General features: G+C 52.7%; 13 protein-coding genes. 10 read left to right on the forward strand and 3 right to left on the reverse strand.

Translation table 11 applies throughout. From position 1 onward, the window contains the following. Positions 1 to 33 precede the first annotated feature (33 nt). From mlaA to sixA, 3 genes are all read left to right on the forward strand, one after another. Positions 34 to 891 (forward strand): phospholipid-binding lipoprotein MlaA, encoded by an 858-nt coding sequence (mlaA, locus tag JK198_RS04955; protein WP_212707260.1) that lies wholly within the window; start codon positions 34 to 36, stop codon positions 889 to 891. A gap of 213 nt (positions 892 to 1,104) precedes the next feature. Next, the gene (locus JK198_RS04960; RefSeq protein WP_212707259.1) at positions 1,105 to 1,401 is read left to right on the forward strand and encodes a DUF406 family protein; all 297 of its coding nucleotides are present in this window, start codon (positions 1,105 to 1,107) and stop codon (positions 1,399 to 1,401) included. 381 nt (positions 1,402 to 1,782) lie between these two features. Then, entirely contained in the window at positions 1,783 to 2,265 is a 483-nt protein-coding gene (gene sixA, locus JK198_RS04965; RefSeq protein ID WP_212707258.1) for a phosphohistidine phosphatase SixA, read from the forward strand. Positions 2,266 to 2,297: 32 nt separating this feature from the next. On the opposite strand, the gene smrB is transcribed toward sixA, so the two are convergent. Further along, the gene (smrB, locus tag JK198_RS04970) at positions 2,298 to 2,846 is read right to left on the reverse strand and encodes an endonuclease SmrB (RefSeq protein ID WP_212709969.1); all 549 of its coding nucleotides are present in this window, start codon (positions 2,844 to 2,846) and stop codon (positions 2,298 to 2,300) included. 271 nt (positions 2,847 to 3,117) lie between these two features. Between smrB and prmB the strand changes: the two genes are divergently transcribed. The 6 genes from prmB (at position 3,118) to JK198_RS05000 (ending at position 7,756) form a co-directional block, all read left to right on the forward strand. After that, positions 3,118 to 4,050: a 50S ribosomal protein L3 N(5)-glutamine methyltransferase gene (gene prmB / locus JK198_RS04975; RefSeq protein ID WP_212707256.1), complete on the forward strand. Its 933-nt coding sequence runs from the start codon at positions 3,118 to 3,120 to the stop codon at positions 4,048 to 4,050. A gap of 54 nt (positions 4,051 to 4,104) precedes the next feature. Continuing rightward, positions 4,105 to 5,190, forward strand: a complete 1,086-nt coding sequence (gene aroC, locus JK198_RS04980; RefSeq protein WP_212707255.1) for a chorismate synthase — start codon at positions 4,105 to 4,107, stop codon at positions 5,188 to 5,190. Between the two features lie 4 nt (positions 5,191 to 5,194). Further along, positions 5,195 to 6,022 carry a penicillin-insensitive murein endopeptidase gene (gene mepA / locus JK198_RS04985; protein WP_212707254.1) on the forward strand — a complete coding sequence of 276 codons (828 nt, stop codon included), beginning with the start codon at positions 5,195 to 5,197 and terminating at the stop codon, positions 6,020 to 6,022. Positions 6,023 to 6,030: 8 nt separating this feature from the next. Then, on the forward strand, positions 6,031 to 6,825 hold the full coding sequence (locus tag JK198_RS04990; RefSeq protein ID WP_212707253.1) for a TSUP family transporter: 795 nt from the start codon (positions 6,031 to 6,033) through the stop codon (positions 6,823 to 6,825). A gap of 76 nt (positions 6,826 to 6,901) precedes the next feature. Beyond that, positions 6,902 to 7,447 (forward strand): elongation factor P hydroxylase, encoded by a 546-nt coding sequence (locus JK198_RS04995; protein ID WP_212707252.1) that lies wholly within the window; start codon positions 6,902 to 6,904, stop codon positions 7,445 to 7,447. Between the two features lie 27 nt (positions 7,448 to 7,474). Further along, entirely contained in the window at positions 7,475 to 7,756 is a 282-nt protein-coding gene (locus JK198_RS05000) for a YfcL family protein (RefSeq protein ID WP_212707251.1), read from the forward strand. Positions 7,757 to 7,777: 21 nt separating this feature from the next. On the opposite strand, the gene mnmC is transcribed toward JK198_RS05000, so the two are convergent. Then, the gene (gene mnmC, locus JK198_RS05005; RefSeq protein WP_212710020.1) at positions 7,778 to 9,787 is read right to left on the reverse strand and encodes a bifunctional tRNA (5-methylaminomethyl-2-thiouridine)(34)-methyltransferase MnmD/FAD-dependent 5-carboxymethylaminomethyl-2-thiouridine(34) oxidoreductase MnmC; all 2,010 of its coding nucleotides are present in this window, start codon (positions 9,785 to 9,787) and stop codon (positions 7,778 to 7,780) included. Positions 9,788 to 9,942: 155 nt separating this feature from the next. On the opposite strand from mnmC, the gene fabB reads away from it, so the two are divergent. Beyond that, positions 9,943 to 11,163, forward strand: coding sequence for a beta-ketoacyl-ACP synthase I (gene fabB, locus JK198_RS05010; protein ID WP_212707250.1), 1,221 nt, complete (start codon positions 9,943 to 9,945; stop codon positions 11,161 to 11,163). An 84-nt stretch (positions 11,164 to 11,247) separates the two neighbouring features. On the opposite strand, the gene JK198_RS05015 is transcribed toward fabB, so the two are convergent. After that, the gene (locus tag JK198_RS05015) at positions 11,248 to 12,696 is read right to left on the reverse strand and encodes an MFS transporter (RefSeq protein ID WP_212707249.1); all 1,449 of its coding nucleotides are present in this window, start codon (positions 12,694 to 12,696) and stop codon (positions 11,248 to 11,250) included. Between the last annotated feature and the right edge of the window lie 77 nt (positions 12,697 to 12,773).

Raw genomic sequence — 12,773 nt, forward strand, 5'->3', positions numbered from 1 at the left:
TTAAGAAATCGTTTATTGCACAGGGAGCTCAGCATGCATTACCGCCTGACCTGTTTGGGGGTGGCCAGTTTACTGCTGGTGGGGTGCGCCGGTTCAAAACCGGCAGCCGACAATGTCACACCGGCCGTTAAACCCGAGTCGCAGCTACGGAGGGCTGCTGCCGCGCAGACTCCGGTTCCGCAGTCACAGCCTGCCGCTGCCTCCGGTTCAGGGCAACGCAGTGATCCGCTGGAAAGTTTTAACCGCACGATGTTTAACTTTAACTATAACGTGCTGGACCCTTATGTGCTTCGGCCGGTAGCCGTGGCCTGGCGGGATTACCTGCCGGTCCCGGCGAGGAACGGTCTGAGTAATGCGCTGAGTAACCTGGATGAACCTTCCAGTATGGTTAACTACCTGTTACAGGGGGATGTGCGCCGTGCTGCTATCCACTTTACCCGCTTTTTCCTGAACAGTACTCTGGGGCTGGGCGGGTTTATTGACGTAGCAGGTAAAGCGAATCCGGCACTGGCCCGTGAACATGCCTATGGCTTCGGCAGCACCCTGGGGCATTATGGGGTTGGCTATGGTCCTTATGTGGAATTACCGGGATATGGCAGTTTCACCGTACGTCAGGACGGAGGAGATGCGGTAGATACCCTGTATCCGCCATTAAGCTGGCTGACAATCTGGCTTTCGGCCGGCAAATGGGCATTGCAGGGGATCGAGACACGGGCTGAATTGCTCGATTCGGATGCTATCCTGAAACAGCAAAGTGATCCTTACGCCTTTATCCGTAATGCTTACTTCCAGCGCTACGATTTCCTTGCCAGTGGCGGTAAATTAAAACCGGAAGTTAACCCGAATGCTCAGGCTATTCAGGGTGATTTAAGCGAAATTGATGCTGACTGATCCCCGCTGACCACTCCCTGCGGGATCCCCACGGGCCGGATTTTTCCGGCCCGTGCTGTTTATGACGGATGACGTTTCTGGCTGACAGTGGGGTTGTTGCTTTGGATCAAGCTTTCGGTGTTCTCCGTACGGAAGGCATGCTTTCATCTGGCACAGTCCTCCGCGGGAGGCGTACACTGTGCTCAGTGATTCATAAACGCACCGGAGCACAAAATGACTGATGCAATTAAAAAGTGTAGTGCTAACGAAACGGCCGCCTGTTGCTGTGTGGATGTTGGCACCATGATTGATAACAGCGACTGCACCGCCAGCTGGTCGGCCAGCTATGCGGATCGGGCTGCCGCAGATGCTGCCCTGAAAGCGCTGACGGAAAAAGCACGGGCGGTGGAATCTTCACCCTGTGAGATTCAGGCAACCTTTTCTGACGACCCTGCTGGCGTTCGCTTGCAGGCTGAGTTTATTTTCAGCTGTCAGGCGGAGAATATGATTTTCCAGCTGGGGCTGCGTTAATTTCCCGCAGGGGCCGGTGTCCGGCCCCGTTTTTCTTTCTTTCCTGTTGCCACTTTTCTGTTGCTGATTGTGTTTGTTGTTTTGTATTTGTTTCCACAACTTCAGTTTTCAGGTACGCCTGCCGATTAGTCATCTGTACCATTGTCACCGATTTCCCGGCAAACAGTGCCGAAAGTTATAGTTCCCTGTCGCGACAGCGCGCAGGCAGACATTAACCGGTGAAGGTTTGCGCAGGGTCAAACCGCGGTAAAATTGCCTGTTCAGTAAATAAACAATTGGTTGACTGGAGCACGGGCTTTAGGTAAAACACCTGCTTTATTACTTGTTGCAGCTTATTGCAGGTGATGAAACCGTTCTTTTTTCTATTAACAGCGGTGCCATATGCAAGTTTATATTATGCGTCACGGTGAAGCGGCGCTCGACGCGGACTGTGATTCAGCCAGACCTTTAACCCATTGCGGATGCAGCGAATCACGACAAATGGCCAGCTGGCTGGGTAAACAAAGGGTCAGTATTGAAAGGGTGCTGGTCAGCCCGTATCTGCGGGCTGAACAGACACTGTCGGAAGTCAGGGACTGTATGCAGCTTCCGCAGCAGTTTGAAGTATTGCCTGAGCTGACCCCGTCAGGAGATGCTGAAATGGTTGCCAGCTATCTGCAGGTGTTAGCGAAAGACGGGGTGGCTGCCGTACTGGTGGTGTCTCATTTGCCGCTGGTAGGTTACCTGGTTTCTGCCCTGTGTCCGCAGGAAGCACCGCCAATGTTTGCCACCTCGGGTATTGCCTGTGTCTGTTATGACGAAAATACCGGCAACGGTGAACTGCTCTGGCAAACCAGCCCTTCAAAACTCGATAAAGCTATCTGACACCGGACCACAGGGCTGAGATGCCCCGTGGGTCAGGGTAAGTCCGGCGGCAGCCACTCTTCGGTTTCAATTAATACCAGCAATGCCGCATCCCCGCCGAACATACGCGGTGCCTGATGAAATGCCATAACAAAAGGGTGCTGTGCCAGCCACAATGGCGTTTGTTGCTTAAGTATCCGCTTACCGTGCCCGTGCATAACACTGGCACAAAACAGGTGTTCGCGACGACAGGCGGCAAGTAATGCCCCCAGTTCCTGCTTCGCTTGTTGTTGGGTCAGGCCATGTAAATCCAGAAAAATCTCCGGAGTATAGTCCCCGCGGCGCAGTTTCTTTAATTCATAGTGGCTGACGTCAGTCCGCACGTAACGCACCGGACCTTCTTCGGATAAGAAGGGCTGGAACTCATCGGAAAAGTAATGACTGTGATCCGCCTGTTCTGACAGGGCTCGTTTTTCCGGGAGATGACTGCTTTTCGTACGTACCGGTTTATGCAGAACGGTATCCTGCCTGAGGCGCCTGGTATCTGACATCAATTGCCGGAACAGCGCCTGGTCTTCAGAGGGGGGTTTTTTATCGTTCATATGACCACTGACTTTATCTGGGCGGTTAATCGGCTATTCTTCGTGGCTTCTCTGCAAAAAGCAAATACCTTTCTGAGTGCCCCCGGACCGTCGGGGGCTTCGCCGCAGAGAGGTTGTCTGCCCGCCGAAGATGACGGTGTTTTTTGTCTGTTTGGTGAAACAACCTCAGGATAACAGATAAAAGCCGCCTTTTTATCATTACGGCGCTGAATTCTGAATCACTTCATGGCAAACTACAGCCCGGATTCAGATATCGTCCCCGGAGGGCAATGTGGACAAAATTTTCGTCGATGAGGCAGTCAATGAACTGCACACAATTCAGGATATGCTGCGCTGGGCAGTGAGTCGTTTTTCTGCGGCTGATATCTGGTATGGGCATGGCACAGATAATCCCTGGGACGAAGCTGTTCAGCTGGTATTGCCAACACTCTGTCTGCCACCGGAAATTCCGGAAGATATGCATTATGCCCGTCTGACGACCAGTGAGAAAAAACAGATAGTTGAGCGGGTAGTGCGCCGGGTAAATGAACGTGTCCCGGTCGCTTATCTGACACATAAAGCCTGGTTCTGCGGGCATGAGTTTTATGTGGATGAACGGGTGCTGGTCCCACGTTCACCGATCGGTGAACTGATTAATCAGCGTTTTTCCGGGCTGGTTAACAGCGCGCCGGAGCGTATTCTGGATATGTGTACCGGCAGTGGCTGTATTGCGATTGCCTGTGCTTATGAGTTTCCGGAAGCAGAAGTGGACGCGGTGGATATTTCAGCCGATGCGCTGGCAGTTACCGAGCAAAATATTGAAACTCATGGTTTACTCCAGCAGGTTACGCCATTACGTTCTGACTTATTCCGCGATTTACCGGCGATTAAATATGATCTGATTGTCACTAATCCTCCGTATGTGGATGCGGAAGATATGGGTGATTTGCCGGATGAATATCGTCATGAGCCGGAACTGGGCCTGGCGGCGGGTATTGACGGGCTGGTATTAGTTCAGCGTATTCTGGCAAATGCAGCCGATTATCTGACTGATGACGGTGTACTGATTTGTGAAGTCGGCAACAGCATGGTGCATATGATTGAACAATATCCGGAAGTCCCCTTTACCTGGCTGGAATTTGATAACGGCGGCGACGGGGTGTTTATGCTGGACCGTCAGCAACTGATTGAAGCACAACCTTATTTCAGACAGTATCAGTTTTAATTTCAGGGCGGACCGGCGGCCTGCCGGTCTGTGATTCAGCAACAAGGAACCACCATGGCCGGAAACAGTATCGGACAACTTTTTAAAGTCACCACCTTTGGTGAGTCTCACGGGATTGCATTAGGCTGTATTGTCGATGGTGTGCCTCCCGGAATCCCGTTAACGGAAGCAGATATTCAGCACGATCTGGACCGTCGCCGTCCGGGGACGTCACGTTATACCACCCAGCGGCGTGAACCTGATCAGGTTCGTATTTTGTCCGGTGTGTTTGAAGGTGTGACCACCGGCACTTCTATTGGACTGTTGATCGAAAATACGGATCAGCGTTCACAGGATTATGGTGCAATTAAAGATCTGTTCCGTCCGGGACACGCTGACTATACCTACGAACAAAAATACGGTCTGCGCGATTACCGCGGCGGCGGGCGTTCTTCTGCCCGTGAAACGGCAATGCGGGTCGCCGCAGGGGCGATAGCCAAGAAATATCTGCAGATGACCCACGGTATTGTGGTGCGCGGCTATCTGGCCCAGATGGGGGATGTACACTGCGAGTTACGCGACTGGCAGCAGGTTGAACAGAATCCGTTCTTTTCCCCGGATGAGAGCTCACTGGCGGCGCTGGATGAATTGCTGCGAGGCCTGAAAAAAGAAGGTGATTCCATCGGAGCCAAAGTGTCTGTGGTTGCCGAGGGTGTCCCGCCGGGACTGGGAGAGCCGGTTTTTGATCGGCTGGATGCCGATCTGGCCCATGCACTGATGAGTATTAATGCGGTGAAAGGTGTCGAAATCGGTGATGGTTTTGACGTTGTCACCCAGCGTGGCAGCCAGCATCGTGATGAAATTCGCAGTGATGGTTTTCAGAGTAATCATGCAGGCGGTATTCTGGGCGGGATCAGCAGCGGGCAAACCATTCGGGCAACCCTGGCGCTGAAACCGACGTCCAGTATCACGGTGCCCGGAAAAACCATTACCCGTGATGGTGAAGAAACGGAGATGATTACCAAAGGGCGTCATGATCCTTGTGTCGGTATCCGTGCGGTACCGATTGCCGAAGCGATGATGGCGATTACCCTGATGGATCATCTGCTCCGTCATCGTGCCCAATGTGCAGATGTTGTGACTACCGTCCCCCGCTGGTAATTCTATGAAAGAATATACGCTGGCTGTCCTGATGTTATTACTGAGTGCCGGAGCGCTGGCTGCGGGTACTCCCTGGCAGAATATTCAGCATCCTGTCAGTGGCCCGCCACAATCGATTGGCAGTTTTGCTAATGGCTGTATTATCGGAGCGCAGAGTCTGCCCCTGAATGCAGACCATTATCAGGTGATGCGTCAGGATCAGCGGCGTTATTTTGGGCATCCGGACCTTATCCGTTTTATACAGCGTTTTTCTGGCCGGGTGGCACAACACCGGCTGGGGGAAGTACTGATCGGTGATATGGGGATGGCCGCCGGAGGACGTTTCAGTAGCGGACATGCCAGTCATCAGACCGGGCTGGATGTGGATATCTGGTTACAGCTGCCGGCATCGCGCTGGAGTGCACAGCAACTGCTGCACCCCCAACCGCTTGACCTGGTCACCGCAGAGGGTAATCAGGTTGTTGCCCGCCACTGGACCCCTGCAGTCGCAGAGATGATCAAGCTGGCGGCAGAAGATCCGCAGGTGTCGCGGATTTTTGTCAATCCGGCAATTAAACAACAGCTTTGTCTGCAGGCGGGCAGCGACCGTGGCTGGCTGCGTAAAGTCCGTCCGTGGTTTGCACACCGCGCACATATGCATGTCCGGCTGAGTTGTCCGGCTGGCAGTACCGAATGTCAGGATCAGTCGCCACCGCCGCCGGGTGATGGCTGCGGAGCAGAACTACACAGCTGGTTCCTGCCAGCGAAACCGGGCAGTAGTCCGCCGCTAAAACGGACGCCTCCGCCGCTGCCTGACGGGTGTCAGGCACTGCTCGATAAACATTTACTGTAAGGAACCCTATGGAGTGGTTTTTAGTCAGTCCCTGGATGGTGGCATTATTATTTCTGGTGGCAGTTGCTGCCGCGTTTATTGATTCCATTGCCGGTGGTGGCGGATTACTCACCGTGCCTGCATTACTTGCCGCCGGGCTCTCTCCGGCACATGCGCTGGCAACCAATAAATTACAGTCGGTAGGCGGGTCTTTTTCCGCCAGCCTGTATTTTGTGCGTCGCGGTGCGGTGCGGCTGGCTGAACAGCGGTTAAATATTGCGATGACATTTATCGGGGCCATGCTGGGGGCAATTCTCATTCAGCATCTGCGCGCTGATGTGCTGCGCCAAATCCTGCCAGTCTTGTTAATAGGTATCGGTCTCTGGTTTCTGTTGATGCCGAAACTGGGCGAAACCGACCGCGCGTCACGACTCTCCGGATTACCCTATGCATTCGTTGGCGGGGGATGTGTTGGCTTCTATGACGGATTCTTTGGTCCCGGTGCCGGATCATTTTATGCACTGGCATTTGTTACCCTGTGTGGTTTTAATCTGGCGAAGGCCACCGCACATGCCAAAGTCCTGAATTTTACGTCTAATCTGGCCGGGCTGCTGTTTTTTATGTTTGGTGGTCAGGTGGTATGGGGCCTGGGGGCCGTTATGCTGCTGGGGGCATTTTGCGGTGCGCGGCTCGGCGCCAGGCTGGTACTGACCCGCGGCCATCAGCTGATCCGGCCAATGGTGGTGACAGTGTCGGTAGTGATGAGCCTGAAATTATTGTGGGACAGTCACGGGCAGACTATTTTGCGGGCATTAGGGCACTGAATGCCTTGCCGTACAGGGAGTTCAGCCGCAGGATCCTGCGGCCTGGCAGAGATGTTAACTGAATAAGAGCAACCCGATGACAACACATAATTATCAGGATCTGATGGTCATTTTTGACCAGTGTTTTTATAAAGATTTTAATACCCGGCTGATCAAAGGTGATGATGAGCCGGTGTATTTACCGGCTGATCAACACAGTGACTTCCACCGTGTTATTTTTGCCCACGGTTTTTATGCCAGCGCCATGCATGAGATTTCTCACTGGTGTGTTGCCGGAGAGGCACGCCGCCAGCAGGTAGATTTTGGCTACTGGTATTGTCCGGACGGGCGGGATCAGCAGACTCAGCAGCAATTTGAAGCCGTAGAAGTGACCCCGCAGGCACTGGAATGGATGTTTTCCGTCGCAGCCGGTTTTCCGTTTAATGTCAGCTGTGACAACCTTGACGGTGATTGTGAGCCGGACAGGGTGGCTTTTCAGCGTAAGGTGCATCAGCGGGTTGCCGGTTATCTTGAACAGGGGATTCCGCAACGTCCGCAGCGTTTTATACAGGCGCTAAACCATTTTTATTCGACCCCGCCATTGAGCCTGCAGCAGTTTCCGTGGCCGGAAGAGTTATCCTGATAACTTAAATTTAATGAGAGGTCCCGATTGATGCTTGAAATTGAAGCGCAAATCCTGGCAATGATAGATGAGATGGTGGAAAGCGCTTCCGATGATCAGTTGTTTGCCGGGGGCTATTTACGCGGGCATCTGACCCAGTCGGTTGCTGAACTGGAACTGCGGGGCGAAGACAGCCCGCAGGCACTGAAACAGCAGGTTGAACAGAGCCTGCAGGCGGCGATCCGTCAGCAGGAGTTGTCGCCGCCGGATCAGGTGCTGGTGCTGGACTTATGGCAACGCCTGTACCTTAAGGCCGCTGCAAAACAGTAAGCCGTCGCGGCCCGCGATCTTTCAGGTTACGGGCCGTCCCTTCAGTAATTTTCTTATCCAGAAACGGTTCGGTTGTAAAGCATCGAGGGTATCCTGATCCACAGGCTGAGGTTCGCCACTGATCTGTGCTGCCAGTACTTCTGCAGCTAACGGTGCGCTGCATAACCCGCGGGAACCCAGCGCCGCCAGCAGGTATAACTGTGGCCAGACCGGTGCCGGAGTCACCGTTTCCGGTTGCCCGCAGCGGGTATCTAAGTCTGCATACTGGCTGAGAGTGGCCTGATAATCGGGCATTGCACCGACCATTGGTAAATGGTCGCGAATAGCGCAACGAACTCCGTTACGAGCCTGCTGCTGAGATACATCGACCTCTCTGGTCCAGTCGCTTTCCGGCAGGCAATTGATCAGCCGCTGACGGTTTTGCTGCTGGTCTGTTTCCCGATAGCTGGCAGTGTCTTCAGCACGGTGGTAACTGGCACCAATACAATGGGTCTGATGCTCTGCGCTGAGAGGGGTCAGATAGCCGTCATAGCAAAGGACGGTTTTCAGCGCTGATAACTGCGGAGCTGCCGGTATATGGCTGACCTGGCCTGATACCGAGTAAACCGGTAATCTGGCTGACTGAGTTAACTGATTTATCCGGTGTCCGTTCGCCATCACCAGTACACTATGATGGCGAGCAGGCTGTTGACGAAAATGAAGCTGCCAGCCATCGTTCTGTGGTTCTGCCTGCTGCAGTTCATGCTGCCAGTAACAGCGCAAGCCTTGCTGTTGCGCAAGGCGGAACATATCGCGGGTTAATTGGCCAGGGTTCAGCCAGCCACCCTGCGGGTAACAAATGCCGCCGCAGGCCAGCGGCAGCCCCGCCAGATCGCTGGCCTGTGACGCATCGACGCCGGTTGCCAGGGTCTCCGGCAGGGCCATGTCCAGCATTTGCCGGATTTTATGCCGGCTTTTATCGTCCCAGCCCAGTTGTAATACTCCGCTCCATTGATGTTCAAATTCACACGGCAGGCTGTCATAAAAGCGCCGTGCAAAGCCGAAGGCGGCAGGGAAAAAGGTTGCCAGTGCCGGGTCATGGCTGTTCAGTAACGGATAAAGTGCGCCCTGACGGTTACCTGAGGCGTTACCGGCGGGGACGCTATCGGCACAATATAAACTGACCTGGTATCCCCGGCGCAGTAATGCCAGCGCCAGGCAGGCGCTGGCGATCCCCCCGCCGGTAATGGCGATATCTTTTCCACGGGCCGCCGGCCGCCGGAACCACGGACGGCGGCAGGGCAGAGCCTCTGTCTGTGGCAAATAACCACACAGCATTTCCCGTTTATGGGCGAAACCTTTACGTCTTTCGACACTGAACCCTGCCTGCTGAAGTCCACGGCGAACAAACCCTGCGGCAGTAAAGGTTGCAAAGGTGCCTCCGGCACGTGACAACCGGACCATGGCACTGAACAGACGCTCGTTCCACATGTCAGGGTTTTTTGACGGCGCAAAACCGTCCAGAAACCAGGCATCAACCTGATGGTTAAGGCTGTCGTCGAAACTATCAATCAACTGATTAATATCCCCGAGCCACAGATCAAGCGTTATCTGCCCCTGGTTAAATATCATCCGCTGGCAGCCTGCGACGGCATCCGGCCATTGTTGTTGTAACTGTTGTGCATACCCGGCCAGTTCCGGCCAGTGCCGGTGGGCGGCAATAATATCGTCGCGTGTCAGCAGAAATTTTTCACAGCTGATAAAGTGCAGACGCCGGAGTTTTCCGTCCGGGTTTTCCCGTACCGCCTGATCGAATGCCTGCCAAAGGGTGAGAAAGTTGAGCCCGGTACCAAATCCGGTCTCTGCGGCAATAAAAAGTCCGGACTGATGGCTGGAAAAACGTTGCGGAAGCTGGTTCCCGCCGAGAAAAACGTAACGGGTTTCGTTGAGACCATTATCGTTAGAAAAATAGACGTCATCAAAAAAATCAGAAACAGGTGTACCCTGTTCGTTCCAGCGGAGGGTGGCATGTTCTATTCGGCAGGGTTTCACGGCGTAAGGCTCATTGGTCAGGCAATAGACTAATTTTATCGATATCATTACGGTGACGCAAATTTACACGGGAATTTGCTGATCGGACTTGTTCGGCTTACAAGTGTACGCTAAAGTGCACCGTAAACCGAAGAGATGTGAAAGAGGAATTTTGAATGAAACGTGCAGTGATCACTGGCCTGGGGATTGTTTCCAGCATTGGTAATAATCAGCAGGAAGTTCTGGCGTCCCTGCGGGAAGGTCGTTCGGGTATCACCTTTTCAGAGGAAATGAAAGAAGCGGGCATGCGCAGCCATGTCTGGGGTAACGTAAAACTTGATACCACCGGCCTTATTGATCGCAAAGTTGTGCGTTTTATGAGCGACGCCTCTATTTATGCTTACCTGTCAATGGAACAGGCGGTTAAAGATTCCGGCCTGAGCGTTGAGCAGTACCAGAATAACCCGCGTGTCGGTCTGATTGCCGGTTCCGGCGGTGGTTCTCCGCGTTTTCAGGTCTTTGGTGCTGATGCAATGCGCAGCCCGCGTGGCCTGAAAGCCGTTGGCCCTTATGTTGTGACCAAAGCAATGGCTTCCGGGGTTTCTGCCTGCCTGGCAACACCATTCAAAATTCACGGTGTTAACTACTCAATCAGTTCTGCCTGTGCAACCTCTGCGCACTGCATCGGTAATGCGGTGGAACAGATTCAGTTAGGTAAACAGGACGTGGTATTTGCCGGCGGCGGAGAAGAACTGAGCTGGGAAATGGCCTGTGAGTTTGATGCGATGGGCGCACTGTCAACCAAATACAACGATACCCCGGAAAAAGCATCACGTACTTATGATGCAAACCGTGATGGTTTCGTTATTGCCGGTGGCGGTGGCATGGTAGTGGTCGAAGAGCTGGAACATGCACTGGCCCGTGGTGCTCACATTTATGCAGAAATCGTGGGTTATGGTGCGACATCTGATGGTGCTGACATGGTTGCACCGTCTGGTGAAGGTGCAGTACGTTGTATGAAGATGGCATTGCAGGGTGTTGACACGCCGGTTGATTATCTGAATACCCACGGTACTTCAACGCCGGTCGGTGATTTAAAAGAACTGGGTGCTATCCGTGAAGTGTTTGGTGATAACTCACCGGCGCTTTCGGCAACCAAAGCCATGACTGGTCACTCCTTAGGTGCTGCCGGTGTTCAGGAAGCGATTTACAGTCTGCTGATGCTGGAGCATGAGTTTATTGCACCAAGTATCAATATTGAAGATCCGGACGAAGCGGCAAATGGTCTGAATATCGTGACCAAAGCTACTGATAAAAAACTGACGACAGTTATGTCTAACAGCTTTGGTTTCGGTGGTACTAACGCCACACTGACGATGCGTAAATATCAGGCATAATCGTCACGGCGAAGAAAAACCCGGCAGTGTGTATTGCCGGGTTTTTTTATACCTTTTCGCTGACAGTGCGGGCAGGTATTTGTACTACTGTGAATGTTCGGTTTTACCGGCACTGGCAGGCACCATACCCCAGACGGCCAGTACCGACAGGATACAGAAACCGACATTAACCAGCAGGGCGGTCATTGCAGAAATATCTACCGAAATGCCCGATGCTTTCATGGCTGAATATATAGAGGCTGAAATAGCAACCCCGAATGCACCACCGAGAGAACTTGCCATTTTATACACGCCGGAAGCCGTGCCTATTTTATCCGACGGGGCATTAGATATGGCGGTATCTGTTGACGGAGTGGCATAAAACCCCAGACCTAAACCAAATAGCACAAATCCGGCCATCACAGAACTGATATATACCCCGTCAGTCAGAAATGTCAGAGACATCAGCGCCACACCCGCACCGGTCATCAGTGCACCGAAAATCATCGGTTTTTTTGCCCCAATCCATTGCAGTATTTTTTCTCCGACACGGATCATCACCAGTACAGCAATCAGGTAACCGATAGACAGCATTCCCGTCTGGAAGGGGCTGAACCCGCGTCCTTCCTGAACATAGGTATTGGTAACCAGTAATGTCCCGGCAACGGCATTCAGCATAAAATTAGAGAAAGTTGCGCCACTGTAAGGGGCATTTCTGAACAGTGAAAAGTCGATAAATGCCGCCGATTTTTTCACAGATTCAGTGAGGTAGAATAAAATCCCGCTAATGACACATAACACCAGTAATCCCAGGGTAATGATGTCACTCCAGCCCCATGCCGCGCCTTTGGTGATAACCAGGTTCAGACAGAGCAGGAAGATAACAAACAGTAACACACCCAGATTATCAAAACGGGTTTCACCGGTAGTGCGCGGGGCTTTTTTCTCCGGTACACCGCGCATCAGCAGCATCCCGGCGATGGAAAATATAATGGAAATAATAAATATCCATTGCCATCCAAACCAGGTAGCAATTGCGCCGCCCATCAGAGAACAGAATCCTGAACCGCCCCAGGATCCGATAGACCAGAAACTGAGAGCCCGCTGACGCTGTGCACCGCGGTAGTAGACTTTTAGTAACGCCAGGGTGGCAGGCATAATACAGGCCCCGGAAAGCCCCTGAATAATACGTCCGGTGATCAGCATGGCACTGCCGTCGGCAATAATCAGCAGCAAAGAACCGATAATACTCAGGATAAAGCCAAGATAGGTAAACCGCATCAGGCCAAATTTATCAGCCAGTCCCCCGGCAACCACAATAAAACAGCCGGAAAAAAGCGCCGTAGCGCTGATTGCCAGATTCAGGGACTCATTACTGATATTAATATCTTTTTGGATATCCGGTGCGATATTAAACATCGACTGCGCGAATAGCCAGAAAGTCAGTACTCCGAAGACAATACCTATAATAAACCTGTCGCCGGGCGGTTGCACCGGGTCTGGCAATACAGGATCATTTGCCGTGGAGACTCGTTTACTCTCATCACTTGACATATAAATTCCCTTTTTAATAAATAGTTCCTGAATCAATACTTCCTTCTTTGGCTATGTTTATTTTCCGGTGACGGGCA

It is taken from the genome of Tatumella sp. JGM91 (genome assembly GCF_018257575.1).
In the GTDB taxonomy this organism is placed as follows: Bacteria; Pseudomonadota; Gammaproteobacteria; order Enterobacterales; family Enterobacteriaceae; genus Tatumella; species Tatumella punctata.

Bases quoted from the DNA above. Each gene is read 5' to 3' on its own strand.
- mepA (WP_212707254.1), top strand. From the start codon at position 5,195: ATGAAAGAATATACGCTGGCTGTCCTGATGTTATTACTGAGTGCCGGA.
- smrB (WP_212709969.1), bottom strand. From the start codon at position 2,846: ATGAACGATAAAAAACCCCCCTCTGAAGACCAGGCGCTGTTCCGGCAA.
- JK198_RS04960 (WP_212707259.1), top strand. From the start codon at position 1,105: ATGACTGATGCAATTAAAAAGTGTAGTGCTAACGAAACGGCCGCCTGT.
- JK198_RS04995 (WP_212707252.1), top strand. From the start codon at position 6,902: ATGACAACACATAATTATCAGGATCTGATGGTCATTTTTGACCAGTGT.
- JK198_RS05015 (WP_212707249.1), bottom strand. From the start codon at position 12,696: ATGTCAAGTGATGAGAGTAAACGAGTCTCCACGGCAAATGATCCTGTA.
- sixA (WP_212707258.1), top strand. From the start codon at position 1,783: ATGCAAGTTTATATTATGCGTCACGGTGAAGCGGCGCTCGACGCGGAC.
- mlaA (WP_212707260.1), top strand. From the start codon at position 34: ATGCATTACCGCCTGACCTGTTTGGGGGTGGCCAGTTTACTGCTGGTG.
- fabB (WP_212707250.1), top strand. From the start codon at position 9,943: ATGAAACGTGCAGTGATCACTGGCCTGGGGATTGTTTCCAGCATTGGT.
- JK198_RS04990 (WP_212707253.1), top strand. From the start codon at position 6,031: ATGGAGTGGTTTTTAGTCAGTCCCTGGATGGTGGCATTATTATTTCTG.
- aroC (WP_212707255.1), top strand. From the start codon at position 4,105: ATGGCCGGAAACAGTATCGGACAACTTTTTAAAGTCACCACCTTTGGT.